General features: G+C 70.6%; 17 protein-coding genes and 2 pseudogenes. 12 read left to right on the top strand and 7 right to left on the bottom strand.

Going from position 1 to position 20,319, the window contains the following annotated elements; translation table 11 throughout:
- Window positions 1-3: 3 nt before the first annotated feature.
- Complete coding sequence (locus ACIQM0_RS11675) at window positions 4-2,151, bottom strand: peptidase C14 (RefSeq protein ID WP_401285827.1); 2,148 nt, start codon at window positions 2,149-2,151, stop codon at window positions 4-6.
- 208 nt (window positions 2,152-2,359) lie between these two features.
- The gene (locus ACIQM0_RS11670; protein WP_401285826.1) at window positions 2,360-3,217 is read right to left on the bottom strand and encodes an IclR family transcriptional regulator; all 858 of its coding nucleotides are present in this window, start codon (window positions 3,215-3,217) and stop codon (window positions 2,360-2,362) included.
- Between the two features lie 288 nt (window positions 3,218-3,505).
- On the opposite strand from ACIQM0_RS11670, the gene ACIQM0_RS11665 reads away from it, so the two are divergent.
- The 7 genes from ACIQM0_RS11665 (at window position 3,506) to ACIQM0_RS11635 (ending at window position 12,425) form a co-directional block, all read left to right on the top strand.
- Window positions 3,506-4,876, top strand: a complete 1,371-nt coding sequence (locus ACIQM0_RS11665) for an aspartate aminotransferase family protein (protein ID WP_401285825.1) — start codon at window positions 3,506-3,508, stop codon at window positions 4,874-4,876.
- Complete coding sequence (locus ACIQM0_RS11660; RefSeq protein WP_401285824.1) at window positions 4,876-6,063, top strand: mandelate racemase/muconate lactonizing enzyme family protein; 1,188 nt, start codon at window positions 4,876-4,878, stop codon at window positions 6,061-6,063. Before ACIQM0_RS11665 ends, ACIQM0_RS11660 begins: the two co-directional genes overlap by 1 nt.
- Window positions 6,060-6,905: an amidohydrolase family protein gene (locus tag ACIQM0_RS11655; protein WP_401285823.1), complete on the top strand. Its 846-nt coding sequence runs from the start codon at window positions 6,060-6,062 to the stop codon at window positions 6,903-6,905. The genes ACIQM0_RS11660 and ACIQM0_RS11655 overlap by 4 nt, the downstream gene beginning before the upstream one ends.
- A 221-nt stretch (window positions 6,906-7,126) precedes the next feature.
- Window positions 7,127-7,966 carry an SDR family NAD(P)-dependent oxidoreductase gene (locus ACIQM0_RS11650; RefSeq protein WP_401285822.1) on the top strand — a complete coding sequence of 280 codons (840 nt, stop codon included), beginning with the start codon at window positions 7,127-7,129 and terminating at the stop codon, window positions 7,964-7,966.
- A gap of 74 nt (window positions 7,967-8,040) precedes the next feature.
- Window positions 8,041-10,176, top strand: coding sequence for a peptidase C14 (locus tag ACIQM0_RS11645; protein ID WP_401285821.1), 2,136 nt, complete (start codon window positions 8,041-8,043; stop codon window positions 10,174-10,176).
- A complete protein-coding gene (locus tag ACIQM0_RS11640; RefSeq protein ID WP_401285820.1) occupies window positions 10,173-11,105 on the top strand; it encodes a GNAT family N-acetyltransferase in 933 nt (310 codons plus the stop codon). The genes ACIQM0_RS11645 and ACIQM0_RS11640 overlap by 4 nt, the downstream gene beginning before the upstream one ends.
- A 204-nt stretch (window positions 11,106-11,309) precedes the next feature.
- Window positions 11,310-12,425 (top strand): glycoside hydrolase family 6 protein, encoded by a 1,116-nt coding sequence (locus ACIQM0_RS11635; protein ID WP_401285819.1) that lies wholly within the window; start codon window positions 11,310-11,312, stop codon window positions 12,423-12,425.
- Between the two features lie 4 nt (window positions 12,426-12,429).
- Here ACIQM0_RS11635 and ACIQM0_RS11630 read toward each other — a convergent pair.
- A pseudogene (locus tag ACIQM0_RS11630) lies at window positions 12,430-12,624 on the bottom strand (nitrate reductase); the annotation flags it as partial.
- A 197-nt stretch (window positions 12,625-12,821) separates the two neighbouring features.
- Between ACIQM0_RS11630 and ACIQM0_RS11625 the strand changes: the two are divergent.
- Window positions 12,822-13,781 (top strand): MBL fold metallo-hydrolase, encoded by a 960-nt coding sequence (locus ACIQM0_RS11625; RefSeq protein ID WP_401285818.1) that lies wholly within the window; start codon window positions 12,822-12,824, stop codon window positions 13,779-13,781.
- A gap of 174 nt (window positions 13,782-13,955) precedes the next feature.
- Here ACIQM0_RS11625 and ACIQM0_RS11620 read toward each other — a convergent pair.
- Window positions 13,956-14,249, bottom strand: a pseudogene (locus ACIQM0_RS11620) (IS630 family transposase); the annotation flags it as partial.
- Between ACIQM0_RS11620 and ACIQM0_RS11615 the strand changes: the two are divergent.
- From ACIQM0_RS11615 to ACIQM0_RS11605, 3 genes are read left to right on the top strand one after another with little or no spacing between them, the layout of a single operon-like run.
- On the top strand, window positions 14,208-14,444 hold the full coding sequence (locus tag ACIQM0_RS11615) for a hypothetical protein (RefSeq protein ID WP_401285817.1): 237 nt from the start codon (window positions 14,208-14,210) through the stop codon (window positions 14,442-14,444). The pseudogene ACIQM0_RS11620 and the gene ACIQM0_RS11615 sit on opposite strands and share 42 nt — an antisense overlap.
- Window positions 14,438-15,277 carry a hypothetical protein gene (locus tag ACIQM0_RS11610; protein ID WP_401285816.1) on the top strand — a complete coding sequence of 280 codons (840 nt, stop codon included), beginning with the start codon at window positions 14,438-14,440 and terminating at the stop codon, window positions 15,275-15,277. Before ACIQM0_RS11615 ends, ACIQM0_RS11610 begins: the two co-directional genes overlap by 7 nt.
- A 27-nt stretch (window positions 15,278-15,304) precedes the next feature.
- The gene (locus ACIQM0_RS11605; RefSeq protein WP_401286121.1) at window positions 15,305-15,562 is read left to right on the top strand and encodes a tyrosine-type recombinase/integrase; all 258 of its coding nucleotides are present in this window, start codon (window positions 15,305-15,307) and stop codon (window positions 15,560-15,562) included.
- A 159-nt stretch (window positions 15,563-15,721) separates the two neighbouring features.
- Here ACIQM0_RS11605 and ACIQM0_RS11600 read toward each other — a convergent pair whose 3' ends face one another.
- The 3 genes from ACIQM0_RS11600 to ACIQM0_RS11590 form a co-directional block, all read right to left on the bottom strand.
- Complete coding sequence (locus tag ACIQM0_RS11600) at window positions 15,722-17,107, bottom strand: uracil-xanthine permease family protein (RefSeq protein ID WP_401285815.1); 1,386 nt, start codon at window positions 17,105-17,107, stop codon at window positions 15,722-15,724.
- Between the two features lie 181 nt (window positions 17,108-17,288).
- Window positions 17,289-17,528 (bottom strand): hypothetical protein, encoded by a 240-nt coding sequence (locus tag ACIQM0_RS11595; protein ID WP_401285814.1) that lies wholly within the window; start codon window positions 17,526-17,528, stop codon window positions 17,289-17,291.
- 104 nt (window positions 17,529-17,632) lie between these two features.
- A complete protein-coding gene (locus tag ACIQM0_RS11590; RefSeq protein ID WP_401285813.1) occupies window positions 17,633-18,862 on the bottom strand; it encodes an MFS transporter in 1,230 nt (409 codons plus the stop codon).
- Between the two features lie 154 nt (window positions 18,863-19,016).
- Here ACIQM0_RS11590 and ACIQM0_RS11585 point away from each other — a divergent pair, with 154 nt between their 5' ends.
- Window positions 19,017-20,195 (top strand): ROK family transcriptional regulator, encoded by a 1,179-nt coding sequence (locus ACIQM0_RS11585; RefSeq protein WP_401285812.1) that lies wholly within the window; start codon window positions 19,017-19,019, stop codon window positions 20,193-20,195.
- Window positions 20,196-20,319: the final 124 nt, after the last annotated feature.

The following is a 20,319-nucleotide window of genomic DNA, read 5'->3' as shown; positions in this document are numbered from 1 at the left end:
TGTTCAGAAGCGCAGCGTGGCTGCGGTGTGGGCGACGCGGTCGCCCTCGTCCGGGAGCGCCGTGCGCTCGGTGCCGTCCTCGACGCAGCCGGTGTGCAGCAGATGGCTGGGGCCGCCGAACGCCGCGGGCCGCAGTTCGAGCCGGCCACCGGTGAAGGTGGAGCCGGTGGCCCGGTAGCGGTTGGGGCCCTCGGTGAGCAGCACATGGGCGGTGCCCTTGGGCGCGGTCGAGTCGAGGCCGCCGAGCTGCCAGTCGACGGTGCGTCCGGAGCCGGTACGGGCCAGCAGGGCGCCGTCCTTGTTGGTGCCGGACAGCCGCGTTCCGTCGACGCGCAGCCGCTGGTCCTTCGCCGAGGTCAGCTTGAGACCGGTGTCGCGGAGTTCGCCGCCGAGGACGGTGACGTCGGTGTGGGCGAGCGAGACCGGGGCGGTGTCCGCGGAGCCGGTCAGCGTGCACTGGTCGACGACGAGCGGTCCGGTGCCGTTGAACACCGCGCCGTCGACGCCCTTCAGCGTGGTGCGCTTAAGGGTGAGCGGGGCGGTGACGTTGGCCTGGGTGATCTCCGCGCCCGCCGCGAAGGCGAAGGAGGAGTCCGCGATCACGTTGGGCCGGGAGGACAGGTCGGAGGCCCGCGAGACGATCAGCGGACCCGTCGCCGTACAGCCCCGCATCTGCACGCCGTCCGCGTTGACCCAGAGCATTCCGGAGCCGGCCAGGGACTTCTTGCCGATGACCAGGACGTCCTCGAGCGTCAGATCGGTGATCTTGACGCGGGCCACGAACCAGGAGCAGGCGTGCCGGCGTACGGTGATCCGCTTGGCCCGGCCGCCCCAGGCCGCGCCCGAGTTGGCGAAGGTCATCAGCCCGGAGTTGCCGGTGTACGTGAGGTCGTGCTCGAACTGGCCGTGCGTCACGAAGGGGCCCTCGTCGTCACCGTCGCCGTGGCAGTTGGTGACGTAGCAGTAGGCCGAGGCCGTGAAGTCGTTGAGGTGACGGGCGTTGGAGGTGTGACAGTCCTCCACGTGCCCGTACAGGCAGTAGATCTGCTGGGTGAGGTAGCCCGCGCCGCCGTAGGTGACGGACTTCGGGTTGGTCAGCGAGCACTGCTCGGTGCGGTAGTACGTGCACCAGCGGCGCATCACCACCGGCCAGAACGTGCCGATGGCCTCGATCCCGGAGACGTCGCAGCGCACCGCGTACTCGTAGGCGACCGGGTGCGAGCCGGTCATCTCGTCCTCGCCCCAGCCGTGGAAGACCATGTTGCGCACATGGGCGCGGTCCACGGGTTCGATGCGGGTCCAGGTCAGCGTGCGGCCGGCGGCCAGGTCCCAGCCGATCTGGTAGTTGACCCGGATGCGGGTGGCGTCGACGACGTCGGTGACCTGGACGAGCCGCTGGATCTCCTTCTCGTACTGTCCCGACAGGGCGTTGATCTCCACCGCCCACCACTGGCCGACCGCGAACCTCGACGAGTCGCCGACCTCGAAGAGGTCCGAGAGGTCCGGCATCGCCGCACTCAGGCTGTGTTTGAGGGTGGTGTCGGTGCTGGTGCCGCGGAAGGAGAGGACGGCGCCGAAGGGGTTGTCGTGGGTGTTCTTCTCGATGCCTGTGGTGTGGATGTGGTGTCCGCCGAAGTCGAGTTCGATGTTCGAGCGGTCGAAGAGGTGGCGCTTGGTGAAGAGGAGGTCGGTGTGGGCTTCGATGCGGTGGACGGTCTTGTCGTTGACCATGGCGTCGAGTGCGGCGTCGGCGGGGGTTTTCGCGTCGGAGTGGCCGAAGGTGCGGAAGTCGAGCGTTCCGGTGTGGAGCTGGTGCCAGCGTCCGGTCCTGGCCCCGGTGGGGGCGATGACGGTGCCGCCGTTGTGTGTGGTGGTGGAGTTCTTGTTCCAGCGCAGGGCCATGGCGCCGCCGTCGCCGGGGGCGTGGTAGCCGGCCAGCAGGATCTGGGTGCCGTCGGCGAGCGGCTTGGTGTTCAGGGCCCGTAGCGCGGCGACGGTGTCCAGGTTCAGGACGTCACCGGTGTGTGCGGGTGCGGCCTGGGCGGACCCGGTGGCCACGGCCGAACCGGCCATGACCAGACCGGCGAGACCCGAAGCCCGCAGCAGATTCCGGCGGGACGATGCAGAGGTGGAGTGGTGCGGAACGCTCATGCGGACTTCGCCTTCCAAGAAGCGCGACAAGTGAGGGAGCGTTCCTGCGGTGGACTGCCCTGAGGCGGATGGCTGAAAAGGGTCCGGCCGTCGGATGTTCACGACGCGGTGGGCAGGCGTCGGAATCGGACCGGGAGGGGTAAATCGGCGGTGACGGGTGAGTGTCACCGCGGTTGGCAGGGAACCTACGGCGGGTTGTGCCGATCGGTCAAGACCCGATTTCGTCGGAATGCGCCGCGGCGGTGTCCGAAGTGTCGTCCTCCGGGTCGTCGACCCAGCCCAGGGAGAGGCTGATCCGGCGGGCCGAGTCCCGCACCTGTCCGCCCAGTTCCTGGTAGCGCCAGGCCGGCAGGCCGAGCTTGAGACCGGTGATGGAGACGGCTCCGGCACACACCGAGCGGTCGTCGAAGACCGGTGCGCCGATGCAGATGATGCCCTCGGCGTCCTCCTCGTCGTCCAGGGCGTAGCCGACCCGGGCGATGTCGCGCAGATGGGACAGGAAGGTCGCCTGGTCGGTGATCGTGCGGGACGTGCGCCGAGGGAGCCCGAACCGCTCGACGATCGAGGCCGCCTCGCCCGGCGGCACCGCCGAGAGCAGCGCCTTGCCCAGGCCCGTGCAGTGCGGCAGCTCGCGCTGGCCCATCCGCAGGTCGAGCCGGACGCGCTGGTCGAGCTCGACCTGGTCCACCACGACCGCGTGGCCGTCCTCGGGGACGGCGAGCCTGGAGGCCATGCCGGTGGCCCGGGTGAGTTCGCGCAGGACGGGGTGGGCGACCCCGCGCAACGAGACCTGGGACCTGGCCCGGTCGCCGAGCCTGGCCAGGCTCATGCCGAGCCGGTAGCGGCGGTTCATGCCCTCGCCGTCGTCCGAGACGAGGCCGTAGGCGCGCAGGGTCTGGAGCATGCCGAATGCGGCGCTCTTGGAGATGGAGCAGACCTGGCCGACCTCGGTGACGCTCAGGCCGTTCCCCTGCGAGGGAGCGGCGAGAGCTTCGAGGATGTCGGCTGCCCTGGCCACGCTCTTGACCCAGTACTTCGGTTCTTCAGGGGCAGCACTGTTCGTCATAGCAGAACAGACTAGTGCCTTTGAGGCCCCGGAACGTACGTCCGAGTCAAGGAAAGCCCGGAATCAGGGCCTTGAGTGGCCGAAAGGGGGTTGACCGACTCCAGGGGCGGACGTAACATCCAGGCACTGTTCGGCTCTACAGAACAGTGTTCTGAAAAAGTGAAACGCAGTACCGAGCACCACGGATCACCTCTTCCTGCGGCGACTGCCGGGCGGATGGCGCCAGGGACTCACGGGCCGGGCAGGGCCCGCGAAAACCGACGACTCTCGACGCAAGGAGCAAGCACCATGAGTTCAGGCCCGGTAGGCAACGAATCCGGAGCCCGACTCGCCGAACGCGCCCGCCAGGTCGTACCCGGCGGCGTGAACAGCGGTCAGCGCAGCGTTCCCGGACTGACCGACCTGGTCGTCACCGGAACCGACGGCGCACGGTTCCGTACCGCCGACGGACGCGAGTACACCGACTTCCACTCGGCGTTCGGCCCGCCGCTGCTCGGCCACAACGACCCAGACGTGGCCGCCGCGACCGCCAAGGCAGGCGCGACCCTCGGTCACATGGGTGTCGGCGTCACCGAGGGCGAGGTCCTCCTCGCCGAACAGCTCACCGAACTGATCCCCTCGATCGAGAAGGTGCTGCTCACCAGCACCGGCAGCGAGGCCACGTTCCACGCGCTGCGCGTCTCCCGCGCCGCCACCGGCCGCCGCCTCGTCGTCAAGTTCCAGGGCTGCTACCACGGCTGGCACGACTCGGTCAGCCTCAACGTCATCTCCGCGCCCGAGAAGGTCGGCGGACACGACCCGATCTCGACCGGCATCCTGCCCGAGGTCCTCGAAGCCACCCTCGTCCTGCCGTTCAACGACAGCGAGGCCGTCCGGCGCACCTTCGCCGAGCACGGCTCCGACATCGCCGCCGTCATCGTCGAGCCCGTCCCGCACAACGTCGGCGCCCTCCTCCCGTACCAGGAGTTCCTGACCGCACTGCGCGAGGAGACCACGAAGGCCGGCAGCGTCCTGATCTTCGACGAGGTCATCACCGGCTTCCGCCACGGCCTCGGCGGCTGGCAGGAGATCTCCGGCGTCATCCCCGACCTCACCACCCTCGGCAAGGCCATCGCCAACGGCGCCCCCGTCGGCGCGATCGGCGGCCGCGCAGACCTGATGGACCTCTTCTCCACCCGCCCCGGCGCCCCGGCCTTCTTCGCCGGCACGTACAACGGACACCCCTCCGTCGTCGCCGCCGCCCTCGCCACCCTGCGCAAACTCCGCGAGGAGCCGGTCCACGACCACGTCTTCCGGCTCGGCGGCCGCGTCCGCAGCGAACTGACCGGACTGTACGAGCGCCTCGGGGTCCCCGCCGTCGTCACCGGCTACGGCTCCGTCTTCGTCAGCTACTTCATGCCGGGCGAGGCGCCCCGCACCTACGCGGACCTGCTGAACAACGACGCCTCGCTGTTCGTCGGCTACCGCCGCGAACTCCTGGAGCACGGCCTGTTCGAGCTGCCGCTCAACCTCAAGCGCAGCCACATCAGCTACGCGCACACCGATGCCGACGTGGACCGCCTCATCGAGGGCACAGAGGCCGCGGTCAAGGCCGTCCTCGCCGACGGGGGCGCCCGCGACCTGGAGAACACCTCCACCATGGGCGGGGCGACCCGCTGATGCTGACCGTCAACCGCACCCGCCCCGCCGGCCCCGCCGGACGGATCACCCGCGTCGAGACCCTGATGCTCGGCACCTCCTGGCGCGACTTCGGTTATGTCCGGGTCCACACCGACGAGGGCCTGTCCGGCATCGGCGAGATCACCCACCCCTACCGGGTGAGCGAGGTCTGCGCGCTCACCGAGGCCATCGCCGGGCGGCACCTGATCGGCGCCGACCCCTTCGACATCGAGGAACTCTGGCTCCGCGTCTACCAGGGCGACTTCCTGCGCGGCGGCGACATGGGCGGCATCGCCCTGTCCGGCCTCGACCAGGCGATGTACGACCTGATGGGCAAGGCGCTCGGCGTCCCCGCCTACCGGCTGACCGGCGGCGCCTGCCGGGACGACGTCCGCGTCTACGCCAACGGCTGGTACACCGGTGAGCGCGAGCCCGAGACCTTCGCCGCCAAGGCGAAGGAGACGGTCGCGAAGGGCTTCACCGCCCTCAAGTTCGACCCGTTCGGCCCCGGCCTGCACGAGCTGGAGCGCGCCGAGCTGCGCCGTTCCATCGACCTCGTGGCCGCGGTCCGGGAGGCCATCGGACCCGACATCGACCTCTTCATCGAGGGCCATGCCCGGTTCGCCATGCCGACCGCCGCCCGGCTGGTGCGGGAGCTGGAGCCCTTCGACATCGGCTGGTTCGAGGAGCCGATGCCCTGGACCCACATCGAGCGGTACGCGGAACTGCGCCGGCGCGCCGCGTTCCCGATCTCCGGCGGTGAGCACTTCCACAACCGCTACGAGTACAAGCAGCTCTTCGCCACGAACGCCGTCGACATCATCCAGCCCGATCTCTCCATGGCCGGCGGCTTCACCGAGGTCAGGAAGCTCGCCGCGATCGCCGACACCCACGGCATGCTCGTGGCCCCGCACAACTCCAACTCCCCGCTCTGCACCACCGTCTCGGTGCACGCGGCGCTCGGAATCCCCAACTTCAAGATCCTCGAAACCTTCGACGGGCTCCTGGAGCCGTTCGTCTTCGACGCACTCAAGGGCACCCTCCCGATGGAGGACGGCCGGATCGGCCTGCCGACCGCCCCGGGGCTCGGCGTCGAACTCGTCGACGAGGTGTTCGAGGAACACCCGCCCAGCCACCGCTTCTGGAACATGTTCGCGGACGGCTGGGAGAAGCGGAACCGCACATGATCGTCGACGTCCACTCCCATCTCTTCCGGCACAGCCACGACTTCACCGACCCGTTCAGCTCCGACTCCGCCCGCGCCCACGCGGGCGAGGTCGACCTCACGGTGAAGTGGGAGGAGTACGCCGCCACCGCACCCGAGTCCACCCGCACGATCGTCGTCGGCGGCAAGGCCCGGCGCAGCGGGCTCTGGGTGGACGACGCCGCCGTGGCCGCGTACGTCGGAGAACACCCCGACCGGCTCATCGGCTACCTGGCGCTCGACCCCACCCAGCCCGGCTGGCAGGAGGAACTGCGCTACGGCCACCAGGAGCTGGGCCTGCGCGGCATCAAGCTGATGCCGATGTACGCGGGCTTCGACCCGGCCGCGGAGGAGTACGACGAGCTGTACGCGTACGCCGAACGGCACGGGCTGCCGCTCCTGGTGCACACGGGCACGACCTTCGTGTCCAGTGCGCCGCTGGAGTGGGCGATGCCCCGCCACCTGGACGCCGTCGCCATCCGCCATCCCGAGCTGCGGATGGTCCTGGCCCACCTCGGCCACCCCTTCGAGGGCGAGTGCATCGCGGTCATCCGCAAGCATCCGCACGTGTACGCCGACCTCAGCGCCCTGCACTACCGGCCCTTCCAGCTCTGGCACAGCCTGCGGCTGGTCCAGGACTACGGGGTCTTCCACAAGGTGCTGTTCGGCAGCGACTACCCGTTCACCACGGTCGACGACTCGGTGAAGGGGCTGCGGGAGATCGCCCGCGTCCGCGGCATTCCGGGGCTGCCGCCGCTGGACGCGGACGCGATCGAGGAGATCATCCACCGGCCCTCACTCGATCTGCTGGGCCTGAACGGCTGACCTGGCCGTTCCCACGAACTGCCGGTACGGTGCCCGGGTTCACCCCCCTGTCCACGGGCGCCGGCCGGTAGCCGGGCCGCCGCGCAACACCCAAGTGTCCCCCGCGCGGCGGTCCGGACCCTTTCGTTCCGTACCCGCACCATTCGGTTCCGCACCCGCAGCATCTGGTTCCGTACCCGCACCATTCGGTTCCGTACGTCTCCGCCTGGAGGATCCCCGCCATGACCGCAGCCGTCCCGCCCCGTGGAACCGACCGCTTCGACCTGACCGGCCGCACCGCGATGGTGACCGGGGCCGCCCGGGGCCTGGGCCGGTCCTTCGCCGTCGGGCTCGCCGAGGCGGGTGCCGACCTGGTGCTCGTCGACCTCCCCGGCGCCGAGGGCCTCACCGAGACCGCGGCGGAGGTCGAGGCCCTCGGGCGGCGCTGCCGCACCTACGGCCAGGACCTCGCGGACATCGAGGCGCTGGCGGGCTTCGTCGACGCCGTACGCGCCGAGACCGGGCCGCTGCACATCCTGGTCAACAACGCGGGCACGGCGGCGCTGGAACGCTTCAACGAGATCACCCCGGCCAGTTGGTCGCACATCATGCGGGTCAACGTGGACGCGGTGTTCTTCCTCAGCCAGCGCATCGCCGAACACATGACGGCGGACTCCGTCGCCGGCCGCATCATCACCATCACCTCGAAGAACGCCCTGGTGGCCGAGGCCGGACTGGCCCACTACAACGCCTCCAAGGCCGCCGCCCAACTGCTCACAGAGACCCTGGCGGTCGAACTCGCCCCGCACGGCATCACCGCCAACACCCTCGCCCCGGGCATGGTCGAGACCCCCATCGACGGCGAGTTCCCCTTCGACCGGGAGGCCTTCGAGTCCGCGTACCGCGAGCGCATCCCGCTCGGCCGGTACGCGCGGCCCGACGAGTGCGTGGGCGCCCTGCTGCTGCTCGCCTCGGACGCGGGGGCTTACCTCACCGGGGCGCGGATCGTCGTGGACGGCGGGGTGCTGGCCGACCAGATGCCGCGGATGCGCTTCATGCCGCCGTACCGCAACACGATCTGACCGCGACCGGGCGGCAGCCGGTTCCCTTCGAGTCCCATCGAGCACGCACCGACCACGCGAGGAGCACCTCCGTCATGTCCGCCTCTGCATCGTCCCGCCGGAATCTGCTGCGGGTTTCGGGTCTCGCCGGTCTGGTCATGGCCGGTTCGGCCGTGGCCACCGGATCCGCCCAGGCCGCACCCGCACACACCGGCGACGTCCTGAACCTGGACACCGTCGCCGCGCTGCGGGCCCTGAACACCAAGCCGCTCGCCGACGGCACCCAGATCCTGCTGGCCGGCTACCACGCCCCCGGCGACGGCGGCGCCATGGCCCTGCGCTGGAACAAGAAATCCACCACCACGCACAACGGCGGCACCGTCATCGCCCCCACCGGGGCCAGGACCGGACGCTGGCACCAGCTCCACACCGGAACGCTCGACTTCCGCACCTTCGGCCACTCCGACGCGAAAGCCCCCGCCGACGCCGCACTCGACGCCATGGTCAACGACAAGACCGTCCACCGCATCGAAGCCCACACCGACCTCCTCTTCACCAAGCGCCACCTCTTCGACCGCTCGAACATCGAACTCGACTTCGGCGGACACCACATCCACACCACAGGCATCGAGAAGAACACCCACGACAACCCCTTCGGCGCCGTCCTCTCCTTCCGCGGCACCATCACCGACACCACCGTCAAACACGCGCTGTCCGGCAAGGTCATCGAGCTCACCGACACCTTCCCGGTTCCCGACGCGAAGGCCTTCGCGGTCGGCCAGTGGTGGGCGGTGCAGGTCGACCCGGTCGCGGGCGGCGGCGGTGACGAGCGCGAGCTCCAGAAACTGGTCGAGATCACCGAGATCGTCGACGTGGGCCACATCAGGATCGGCTACCTCAACGGCTGGGAACTCGCCGCGGGCCGCACCCTCACCTGGACCCGCGTCGAACCGGTCCGCAACACCCACATCCGCAACATGCTCTTCGAGGGCGCGGGAACCGACGAGTACACCGGCTCCCACCCCGTCAGCTTCGAGTACGCGGTCGGCTGCGACGTCTCCGGCATCCACGCCACCGGCACCTTCTGGCCGGTCGTCATGCGCCGCTGGTGCACCCGCTTTCGTACCGAGGACTGCTCGCTGAAGAACCCGCCCACCGTCGAGTACGGCGGCGCGGGCTACCTCACCCAGCAGATCTACTGCCTGTACGGCCGGGTCGCCGACTGCACGACCAGCAATGTGCGCCATCTCAACGACCTCACCGCCTCCGCCTACTGCACCGTCGTGAACTGCCACGGTGACGGCGACGACGCGGGCGGCAACCCCTTCACCACCCACGGCCAGTACGAGCACGATCTGCTCTTCGACGGCAACTCCGGGCTGATGGACATAGCCAACTCGGGTGCCCAGTGGGGTATTTCCGCCAAGCGGATCACCGTACGCAGACATGTCTGCTCCTGGTTCACCGCCAATACGAAGATCACCGATCTCACCCTCGAAGACGTCACGGTGATCGCGCGCCCCACCTTCGACCAGGCCGGCACCCTCACCGTGAACGCCGACGGGGCCCAGGTGCGCGGCTGCACCGCGAAGACCTTCGCCGTCGCCCAGCGCTCGGACCGCTCCACCCGGCCGACCACCATCAGCGACTGCGCCTTCGAACCGCCCGCCGGAGCCGTCCTCGTCCAGACCCCGGTCACCGCGCCCGTCCACTTCGTGCGCTGCACGTTCAAGGGCGTCGACGGCGTCGTCCTGCGCGGTGCGGGCCCCGTCCACTTCACCGACTGCACCGTCACCGGCGCCGACGACGCGGCCCCCCTCTCGGTGGGGTCGGCCGATCTCCGCTTGGACGGCGGTACGTTCCACAACACCGGCATCGAACTCAGCGGAGTGCGCGACCAGCGGATCACCGTCACCGGAGGCACCAGGATCACCGGCGGCAACAAGGCCAAGGCGCTGCTCGGCCGGGCGGCCGGCTCCGGGACCACCACCTGGGACCTCACCGGCCTCAGCAGCACCGCCGCCGGAGCGGACACCGCACATGTCCGTATCGCGGACGGCACCAATCACTACGCGGCGACCGGGAGCCGCTTCACCGGCGGAGTCCTCCACCTCGCCCCGGACGCCCTGGACTCGGTCCTGCACACCGCGTGCGTGGAGGACGGTACGCGGCGCGGGGCGATGCCCGAGGACGGCGACCGGGTGCGCACGGACGGGAACCTGATCCTGTGAGCGCCACCGTCCGCACCGCCACGGCGGCCGACGATCCCGGGCTGTCAGCCCTGTGGAAGCGGTGTTTCGAGTCCCCGCACCTGGCCGCCCTGCACGCGCTCGACCTGGACCGCCACCGGCACACGTTCGTCGCGCAGAACGACGCGGGGGAGGGGATCGACGCGGTCGTCGTCTACGTACCGAGGCTGATCCGGGACGCGGACGGCACCCCGCGGCGCGTCGGCGGCATCGGCAGCGTGGCGACCCGCCCCGAGGCCAGGGGGCAGGGGCTGGTGCGCCGGCTGCTGGTGGCGGCGGAGCGCACCATGACGGCCGAACAGTGCGCCTGGTCCCTGCTGTTCACCGGGACGCCGGGTGTCTACCGGGGCTCGGGGTGGCAGGAGTTCGCCAGCACGTACACGGAGGGGACGCTCGCCGCCTCGTCCGCTCCGGAGCCCTACCCGGTCCGTGCGGCCACGGCTCGGGACGCCGTGGAGGTGGCCGCGCTGCACCACGCGTACAACGCGAAGCGGCCGCTCAGCTCGCTGCGGGCCCCTGAGGACTGGGCGGTGCGCGTGCCGGCCTGGTACGGCGCGTTCGAGCAGTCGCTCGTGGCACGGGACCCGGTTTCCGGCGCGCTCACCGGCTGGATCGTGGCGCGGCACGCGGGGGACGGTGTGGAGGTGCGCGAGTTCGCGGGTGCGGACGGGTGCCTGGGGCCGCTGTTCGCCGCCGTCGCCTCCCGGGGCCGGGCGGCGGGGCTGACCCGGGCCCGGGTCCGGATTCCCGTCACTCCCGGAGTGCGCGCCGCGCTCCCCGCCCTGCTGGCGGACGCCCGGCAGGTCACCGAACACGTGGGGATGGCACGGCCGTTGCACGCCTCGGCCGAGTCGGTACGGGCCACGGTCACGGCGCCCGGTGCGGTCCACTGGTACGGCGACTGCTTCTGAGCCCCGACCGGAACCCGTGAGGCACCCCCGACTCCTCCGGCCGCACCACGGGAGCGGCCGTCCGCCCATAGGCTCGCGGTGGCGCCGGACGGCAGCGTGGCCCGGCGCCGGGGAGGGGAACGAGGAGTGTCGGGCATACGTCAACAACGCCACACCGTACAGAGGGAGTTGAGGCAGCGCAGACGACGTGCCCGCCGTCAGGCCATGGCCGTCGTCGCCTCCGCCGTGGTGGCCGTCGGTACGGCGGCCGGGGTGATCTCCGCCGTCGCGGGGGAGGGGAAGCGGGCCACGGCACGCCCCGGCGTCACCGCGTCGCCGACCGTGGCGCCGCTGCCCGGGGTGCCCAGCGCGACGGCGACGCCTGACCCGCCGCCCTCGTCGGCGTCCGACGCCCCGCATCCGGTCCGGTCGCGGAAACCGGCCCCGCCCCGGTCGTCCCACAGCCCTGCCGTCCCGTCCGGCGGCGGGCTCTACCGCCATCCCGGCTCCCAGGTCCTGGACTGGGTCGCCGGTCACCGCAGCGACCCGCGGCGCCCGTTGATCGAGGCACGGATCGCGGCCAGGCCCGCCGCCGTCTGGTTCGCCGCCTACAACCCGGGAGCCGTCACCGGGCAGGTCCGGGCGGTGACCGCGGCAGCGGCCGGGGCGGGACGCACGCCGGTGCTGGTGCCGTACGCCATCCCGGACCGGGACTGCGGAGGCGCCTCACAGGGCGGCGCGCCGGACCTCGGAGCGTACGACGCGTGGATGCGGGAGTTCGCGGCCGGGCTCGGCGACGGACCGGTGATCGTGATCCTGGAACCGGACGCCATCGCGCTCTCCGACTGCCTCCCGGCAAGTGAACGGGCGGCGCGCAACGCTTCACTGGCCCGAGCGGGCCGCGCCCTGCACGCGGCGAACCCGAGGGCGAGGGTCTATTTCGACGGCGGCCATTCGGGGTGGCACCCGGCCGCGGAACAGGCCGCCGCGCTGCGGGCGGCCGGTGCGGCGGACAGCGGCGACGGCATCTTCACCAATGTGTCGAATTTCCACCGCACGGCGGACGAGGCCGGCTACGCCCGCCGGGTGCTGGCCGCGCTCGGCGGACCGGCGCGGCTCGGTGCCGTCATCGACACCAGCCGCAACGGCAACGGGGCGCCGAAGGCCGGGGAGTGGTGCGATCCCGACGGCCGGGCGCTCGGCAGGGCGCCCACGACCGACACCGGCGAGACCCGGATCGACGCCTATCTGTGGGTGAAACTGCCGGGCGAGTCCGACGGCTGCAAGGGCGCGGCCGGCACCTTCAGCCCCGACTACGCGTACCGGCTGGCGACGGGCTGAGCGGTCAGGCCCCGCCGGCCGGCGGCTTCTCGTCGTAGTCGGACGTCCCCGAGTCGAGCAGGGGCTCCTGGGTCTTCAGATGGGCGGGCGCGAAGGCCCGCAGTACGTGGTAACCGGTGATCACGACGATGGTGCCGAGCGCGATACCGCTCAGCTCGAAGTTGTCGGACACCTTCAGGCTGACCCCGCCGACCCCGACAGCTCGAAGCCACCTGGCAGGACGTCAAAAGTGGCGCCCGGGTGAGCCGAGCGCACCGGAACTCGCTTTTCTCGCGGGGGAATCGGCACGCTGAACCCGCGAACTGACGTCGTCCCGCTGCGGCCCGGCCCGCCCACGGTGATACTGACGAGGCGACATTCAGGCTTTCCGGATGGGTAGTTGAGCGAGGGCGAGGCATGGGCACCGAAACCGAACACCACCGCCCGCGCGTGACGGCCGTGCTCCGGGGCCTGCGAGCGCCCAGCCTCGCGCCGTGGACGCACCTGTGCGAGCCACCGGCGCCGCCCCGGCCGGGAGCGCTGCGCACCGTGTTCCTCGGCGTTTCCACGATCCTGCTCGACGACGGTGACACCGCGATCCTCACCGACGGGTTCTTCAGCCGCCCCGGCCTCCTGCGCATGCGGTTCGGGCGTCTGCGCCCGGACCGCACTCGCATCGCCGCCGGCCTGCATCGGGCCGGCATTGATCGCCTCGATGCCGTGTTCGTCGTCCACTCGCACTACGACCACGCTCTGGACGCCCCCGAAGTGGCCGCGGCCACGGGCGCCCGGCTCATCGGTTCACCATCCACCCGTAACATCGCCCGAGGGCAGGACTTTCCCGACGATCGCTTCCAACCGGCCGTCACCGGCGCACCGTTCACGATCGGGCGCTTCACGCTCACCGCCCTGCCCGCCCGGCACAGCCCGGGCGACCTTGCCCCCGGCCGGATCGACCGGCCACTGCGGCCGCCGGTCCGCGCCACGGACTACAGGACCGGCGATTGCTACACCCTCCACGTGCGGCACGGCGGACGCGCACTCCTGGTCCACGCCAGCGCGCACAGTCTGCCCGGCGCCCTCGACGGTCACTTCGCCGACACCGTGTACCTGGGGATCGGCGCGCTCGGCAAGCAGGACGAAGCGTTCCGGGAGGAATACTGGCACCGGCTGGTCACAGCCACGGGCGCCCGGCGCGTTGTCCCCATCCACTGGGACGATTTCTTCCGCCCCCTCGACCGCTCTCTGAGACCCTTCCGTGGTTTCCTGGACGACTTCACGGCCACCATGGGATTCCTGACCCGCAAGGCCGAACAGACGGGAGTCGCCCTGGCCCTGCCCGTGATGGGCCGGCGGGCCGATCCGTGGCCGCTCTGACCGGTATTGCTGCGGGCGCAGCCTGCCGGGCCGCTGCGGCGGCGCACGCTGCTTGGCAGGTCACGCGGATGACTGCGAATCCTCACCCACGAGGAGAAGAAAGCGTTCTGGGTCTTCGCCCGACCACGACGTGGTCCTGGCCAAGCTAGTGTGATGCGCCAGAAATCCTGATGGTTAGTTCTGCCCTGTCTGCTGGCTATCGGTTCCGACCTTGGCGAGGTAATCGGCGAGGGAGTTGAGGATCTCGTCGGCGGTCTTGGTCCAGGTGAAGGGCCTTGGGTTCTCGTTCCAGGTGTCGATCCATGCGGTGATGTCGTCCTCCAGGGCCTTCACGGACCTGTGGACGCCGCGGCGAATGAGCTTGTCGGTCAGTAGGCCGAACCACCGCTCGACCTGGTTCATCCAGGAGGAGCCGGTCGGAGTGAAGTGGATGTGGAAGCGGGGGTGTTTGCCCAGCCAGGTTTTGATCTCGACGACATCGACGACCTTGGAGACGAACTGCGGGTCGGTGGACAGTTTGAAGGAGTCCTGCAGGTGCGGCTTGAGGTCGAACTTCTTCCAGATCCGGCCGATGGTCGACGCACCAACTCGGCACGCTCTTCCCCTGACAACGTGATCTTCACAGCAGAAGGGCCGGGATGTGACATGACAACAGGGTGCTGACTAACCATCAGGATTTCTGGCGCATCACACTAGCGGAGACGCAGACCGACGCGCGGCGAGGAGAGTTCGTCGATGCGCGCGATGGCGCGATCAGCCTTCGCGAGTACGTCGAGAAGCACTGGTGGCTGTCCCAGGTGCACCCTGCTCAGACGCTGGAAAGCATGCGGCACCGGATTTGGGGGCATGTGCTGCCGCAGCTCGGAGAGCTGGCGCTCAAGGACATCGGCGTCGCGGAGCTGCGTAGGTGGTCGGCCGATGTGCAGCGGTCACTGGCATCAAGCACGGCGTATGTCGCATGGGTGTACCTCAAGGCGATCATGCAAGCTGCCGTCGAGGACAAGCGCCTGTTCCGTAACCCGTGCAAGGGCAGCAGTTCGATCAAGCCGTCGAAGAAGCCGGAACGCAAGGCTCGCGCCTGGCAGCAGGATCGCGTTGATGCCGTACGCGGGGCGCTGGCTGACCCGTACCGGATCGCGCTCGACCTCGGGGTCGGGCGCGGGCTCCGACAGGGTGAGGTGTTCGGGTTCAGCCCAGGCGACGTTCGCGGTGACTCCGTGCACATAGAGCGGCAGATCCTCATGTACAAGTCGCAGCTGTACTTCGGTCCGCCCAAGGGTGGCAAGGAGCGCGACGCGCCCCTGCCGAAGGTTCTCGCGAAGCGGCTCCTCATGCACCAGGAGCGCTTCGAGTCGATCGACGTGACACTGCCCTGGCTGGATCCCGAGGAGCCCGACCTCGCACGAGAGGACCGGCGCAAGGTGACCGTCCCGCTGCTCGTCTACACCGGGCGACGTGGTGCGATCAACCGCACCACCTGGAACACCAAGGCGTAGAAGCCCGCGCTCGCCGGCGCCGGAGTCATCCCGCCGCTGCCCGCACAGCAGCCCGGCGAGAAGCCGTCGCGAGTCCGGGAACCCAGCCGAGAGCACGGCGTCCACGCCCTGCGTCATACATGTGCCTCGGTGATGCTCGAAGCCGGAGAGCCGATCGTGTCGCTCGCGAAGTGGCTGGGTCACTCCGATCCGGCGTTCACACTCCGGACCTGCACGCACTTCATGCCGCAGGCCGGCTCTCGTGGGCTGTCCGCGATCGAGGCGTGGTTCACGGATCTTGGCTGAAAGTTCCTGAGAAGTCCCAGAGGGCGAAGAACGCCAGCCGGGTGCCGGTATACGTGCAGGTCAGAGCGTGATCGCTCCCTGAGTGCGACAGAACCCGGCGTTCAGTTAGACGGCGGCCGTTGCGAGAGCTCGGCCTGATGGTCTCGGGCATGCCCGCGATCAAGATCCGCCCGGTCGGCCGCGGTCGTACCCCGGGTTGCCAGATTCGGCGAGCGGGGGCTCGTCCTTCATGTGCGCAGGAGCCAGGGCCCGAAGGGCGTGGTAGCCGACAACCACGATCAACGTCCCCAGGGCGATGCCGCTGAGCTCGAAGTTGTCGGTAAGCGTCAGGCTGACGTTGCCGATTCCCACGATGAGTCCCGCGGCCACGGGCACGAGGTGGAGCGGGTTGGAGAGGTCGACGCGGGAGCGGACCCAGATCTGTGCGCCCAGCAGGCCGATCATGCCGTAGAGGATGACGGTGATTCCGCCGAGGACTCCGCCGGGGATGGCGGCCACGACGGCACCGAATTTCGGGCAGAGCCCGAACAGGATCGCGAAGCCGGCGGCGCACCAGTAGGCAGCGGTCGAGTAGACGCGGGTGGCGGCCATGACGCCGATGTTCTCGGCGTACGTGGTCGTGGCGGGGCCACCGACCGACGTCGCCATCACAGTGGCCGCACCATCGGCCATGATTGCCGTGCCGAGCTTGTCGTCCAGCGGGTCGCCGGTCATCTCGCCTACAGCCTTCACGTGCCCGGCGTTCTCGGCGATGAGCGCGATGACGACAGGCAGAGCCACGAGAACCGCGGAGAGGGAGAAGCTCGGGGCGTGGAAGGTGGGAAAACCGATCCAGTCGGCCTTGGCCACCCCCGAGAGGTCAAGGCGCCAGTGGTCGACCGCTTCGGTCCCTCCGGCGGGGGAGTGGATCTTGCCGAAGACGCGGTCGAAGACCCAGGAGATCAGGTAGCCGAAGGCCAGGCCGAGGAAGATCGCGATACGGGACCAGAAGCCACGCAGGACGACAAGGGCGAAGCCTGTGAAGAGCATGGTGAGCAGCGCGGTCCACTGATCCTGGGGCCAGTAGGTGCCGGCGGTGACGGGGGCCAGGTTGAACCCGATGAGCATGACCACCGCGCCGGTGACCACCGGCGGCAGGACGGCGTGGATGATGCGGGCGCCCAGGGCGCGAACGATCGCCCCGCACAGGAAGAGGACCGCTCCCACGACCAGCAGTGCCCCGGTGAGGGTTGCCGCGTCGCCGCCCTGCGTCTTGATGACGGCGGCCACGCCGATGAACGACAGGCTGCTGCCGAGGTAGCTGGGGATACGGCCACGGGTGATGAGCAGGAAGAGGATGGTGGCCGCACCGGATGCCATGACGGCGAGGTTGGCGTCCAGGCCCATCAAGATCGGGGCGACGAAGCAGGCCCCGATCATGGAGACCACGTGTTGCGCGCCGAGGCCGGCGGTGCGCCCCCAGGTGAGCCGCTCATCCGGTCGTACGACCTCGCCCGGTGCGAGGCTCTTGCCGTCGCCGTGCAGCTTCCAGCCGAAGCCCGCCATGGTCTTGCTCCTTGTGTGTTGCTGGGGTGGTGCTGAGATTCGCCGGCTGGACCGGGGGTTCGACGATCAGCGGACCACGCGGTTCAGGCGCATGCCGACAGGCCTGGCCGTGAGGGTGGGGATTCGACCTGCGCCGTCGTATTCTGCGGGGGAGCGCTGGTCTCCGCACTCATCATGGGGTTTACGGCGCGACGAAGGACGCCCCGAACATCGCGACCACGTGCTGGGCGCCGAGCCCGAACGTACGGGGCCAGGTGAGCCGTTCGTCCGGCCGGACCACGGCTCCCGGTGCCGGGGTCTTTCCGTCGCCGCGCAAGGTCCAGCGCACGCCGAGGCCGCCCATGGTTGCTCCCTGTGTGGAGGTGCGGCCGGCCGGTGCCTCGCGGGGCACGGCGCGGACCGCGGAAATGATCAGCGCCATGTTAGTGCCGGCTGGTCACCTGCCTCCGGCCGGGATCCGGGCACGAAGGCACCGGGCCGCGGACCGCCGCGCCCGGTGCCCGGACGGCTCGGGGCGCGGGCGGCTCAGGGGCGCGGCTCGGCCGCGGCGGTGCCCGGAACGCCGTCCGAGGAGGACACCGTCTTGCGGTCGCCCGCCCGCAGCACACCGGCTCCGAGCACCAGCCCGAAGGCCAGCACCGACACCAGACCGAAGGAGACGATCAGCGAGGTCGCCTCGGCGAGCGAGCCGATCGCCGACGGGGCGATCAGGCCCGAGGTGTAGGTGATCGTCGCGACACCCGCGATCGCCTGGCTCGGGTTGGGGCCGCTGCGCCCCGCCGCCGCGAAGGTGAGCGGTACGACCACGGCGATGCCGAGGCCCATCAGACCGAACCCGCACATCGCCAGGGCCGCGTTGGGCGCGGTGACCACCAGCACCCCGCCGACCGTGGCGAGGGCGCCGCCGGTCCGTACGGTCCGCACCGCGCCGAAGCGGTCGACGACCCGGTCGCCGGCGATCCGGGCCACCGCCATGGTCAGCGCGAACGCGGTCGTCGACGCGGCCGCCAGACCCGCGGAACTGCCCAGGACGTCCCGGAGGTAGATCGCCGACCAGTCCAGGCTGGCGCCCTCCGCGAACACCGCGCAGAAGCCCACCGCACCGATGATCAGGGCCGACTTGGGCGGCAGGGCGAAGCGAGGCGGCGCCTCGGTGTCCGGCTCGCTGCGCAGGTCCAGCACCCGCCGGCAGGCGAGCAGGCCGAGTACGGTGAGGACGAGCGCGGCGATGACGTGGTGCAGCCGCGCGTCGGCCCCCAGATGGGCGGCCACCGTGCCCGCAGCCGAACCGATCAGGGCGCCCACGCTCCACATCCCGTGCAGCCCGGACATGATCGACTTGTTGAGGCGGTTCTCCACCTCGACCCCGAGCGCGTTCATCGCCACGTCCGACATGCCCGCCGACGCCCCATACACCAGGAGCGCCCCGCACAGCGTCAGCAGGTTGGGGGCCAGGGCGGGCAGGATCAGCGCCAGGGTCCACAGCATCAGCAGCCCGCGCAGCGCGGTCCGGGCGCCGAAGCGATGGCTGATCGCACCGGCCAGCGGCATCGCGAGCGAGGCGCCGATCGCCGGGAAGGCCAGGGCTATACCGAGCTGCCCCGCGCTGACCCCGGCGTGGTCCTGGATCCACGGCACCCGCGTGGCGAAGCTGCCGGTCACCGCGCCGTGCACGGCGAAGACCGTGGCGACGGCATACCTGGCGCGCCTCACCTGCTCCATGCTGAAGACCGTTGCCGTGGAATCCGTCGTCATACCGCCGTGCCCTCCCCTGGGAAATGTCCGATGCCGCGGTTCCGACGCCCCCGGCGCCCTTCTCCACGATGCGGGCAGTAAACTATCAGGAACCCTGCCTGATAAATAGACTGTGCCGGCACCGACCGCGGCGGCGGTCTGGAAGGATCCCGGCATGCCCGCATCACCGAGCACCGCCAGGGCCATCAACGACCGGCTCGCCCTGCGGCTCCTCCAGCAGGACGGCCCGCTGACGGCCACACAGCTGAAGACCTTGACGGGGCTCTCCCGGCCCACCGTCGCCGACCTGGTCGAACGGCTTCAGGGAGCGGGGCTGGTCCGGGTGGTCGGCGAGTCCGGGGCCGAGCGCCGCGGACCCAACGCCCGGCTCTACGGGATCGTCGCCGACCGCGCCCACCTGGCCGCCCTCGACGTGCGTACCGACAGTGTCGCCGTGGTCGTCGCCGACCTCCTGGGCGCGACCCTCGCCGAGGCCACCCTGCCGATCGGCAGCGAGACCGCCACCGACGACGCCGTCGAGCAGGCCGTCGGCCTCGTGGAACGCACCGCGCGCCGGGCGGGCACCGCGCCGCTCCACAGCGTCGGGATCGGTGCCCCCGGTCTGATCGACCCGGTCACCGGGGACCTCCGCGACACCACAGGCCTGCCGGCCTGGCACCGCACCCTGGTCAGGGCGCTCCAGCAGCGGCTGCCCGCGACCGTCCTCGTCGAGAACGAGACCAATCTCGCCGCCGTCGCCGAACACCGCGTCGGAGCGGCCCGCGACCGCGACACGTTCGTCCTGCTGTGGCTCGGACACGGCGTCGGCGCGGCCGTCATGCTGGACGGGAAGCTGCGCCGCGGAGCCTCCGGCGGCGCGGGCGAGATCGGCTTCCTGCCGGTCCCCGGCACCATCGGCACGCCCTCTGCCGTCAACTGCGACGGCGGGTTTCACTCCCTGGTGGGCTCGGTGCCGCTCTGTGAACTGGCCGCCGTCCACGGCATCGCCACCCCGGCCGACGGCCGGGAACCGGGCGCGGCGGTCGCCGTGCGCTCGGCCCTCGCGGGCGCGGGCGACAGCGAGGCGTTCCTCGGCGCCCTCGCCGACCGGCTGGCCCTGGGCGCGGCAGCCGTCGCCTCGGTCCTCGACCCGGGGTGTGTGCTGCTGTCGGGCGAGGTCGGCCGTGCGGGCGGCGACGCGCTGGCCGCACGGGTCGAGGAACGCCTGGCCATGATGTCTCCGCTGCGCACCGAGGTCAGGGCCGGTCTGCTCGGCGGAACGGCGGTCCTGCGCGGCGCGCTGCTCGCGGCGCGGGAGGCGGCGCAGGACGCGCTGTTCGGCGCGGCGCTGTGACGGTGCGGGGTCCTTGGGGTGCGGGTTTTTGTCCTCAATCGCCGGACGGGCTGGTTGGTGCGGGTGCCCCCGCGGGGTGCGCCTGGCGTGCGGGTGGGGGTTCGGTGCCCCTCCGGGGCGTCTC

Source organism: Streptomyces sp. NPDC091387, from assembly GCF_044756945.1.
GTDB lineage: Bacteria > Actinomycetota > Actinomycetes > Streptomycetales > Streptomycetaceae > Streptomyces.
This window is presented reverse-complemented; position numbering and strand designations above follow the sequence as displayed.

Coding starts and splice junctions, on each gene's coding strand:
- ACIQM0_RS11660 (WP_401285824.1), top strand. CDS start 4,876: ATGCTGACCGTCAACCGCACCCGCCCCGCCGGCCCCGCCGGACGGATC.
- ACIQM0_RS11675 (WP_401285827.1), bottom strand. CDS start 2,151: ATGAGCGTTCCGCACCACTCCACCTCTGCATCGTCCCGCCGGAATCTG.
- ACIQM0_RS11585 (WP_401285812.1), top strand. CDS start 19,017: ATGCCCGCATCACCGAGCACCGCCAGGGCCATCAACGACCGGCTCGCC.
- ACIQM0_RS11655 (WP_401285823.1), top strand. CDS start 6,060: ATGATCGTCGACGTCCACTCCCATCTCTTCCGGCACAGCCACGACTTC.
- ACIQM0_RS11650 (WP_401285822.1), top strand. CDS start 7,127: ATGACCGCAGCCGTCCCGCCCCGTGGAACCGACCGCTTCGACCTGACC.
- ACIQM0_RS11635 (WP_401285819.1), top strand. CDS start 11,310: ATGGCCGTCGTCGCCTCCGCCGTGGTGGCCGTCGGTACGGCGGCCGGG.
- ACIQM0_RS11590 (WP_401285813.1), bottom strand. CDS start 18,862: ATGACGACGGATTCCACGGCAACGGTCTTCAGCATGGAGCAGGTGAGG.
- ACIQM0_RS11625 (WP_401285818.1), top strand. CDS start 12,822: ATGGGCACCGAAACCGAACACCACCGCCCGCGCGTGACGGCCGTGCTC.
- ACIQM0_RS11670 (WP_401285826.1), bottom strand. CDS start 3,217: ATGACGAACAGTGCTGCCCCTGAAGAACCGAAGTACTGGGTCAAGAGC.
- ACIQM0_RS11600 (WP_401285815.1), bottom strand. CDS start 17,107: ATGGCGGGCTTCGGCTGGAAGCTGCACGGCGACGGCAAGAGCCTCGCA.
- ACIQM0_RS11645 (WP_401285821.1), top strand. CDS start 8,041: ATGTCCGCCTCTGCATCGTCCCGCCGGAATCTGCTGCGGGTTTCGGGT.
- ACIQM0_RS11665 (WP_401285825.1), top strand. CDS start 3,506: ATGAGTTCAGGCCCGGTAGGCAACGAATCCGGAGCCCGACTCGCCGAA.
- ACIQM0_RS11595 (WP_401285814.1), bottom strand. CDS start 17,528: ATGGCGCTGATCATTTCCGCGGTCCGCGCCGTGCCCCGCGAGGCACCG.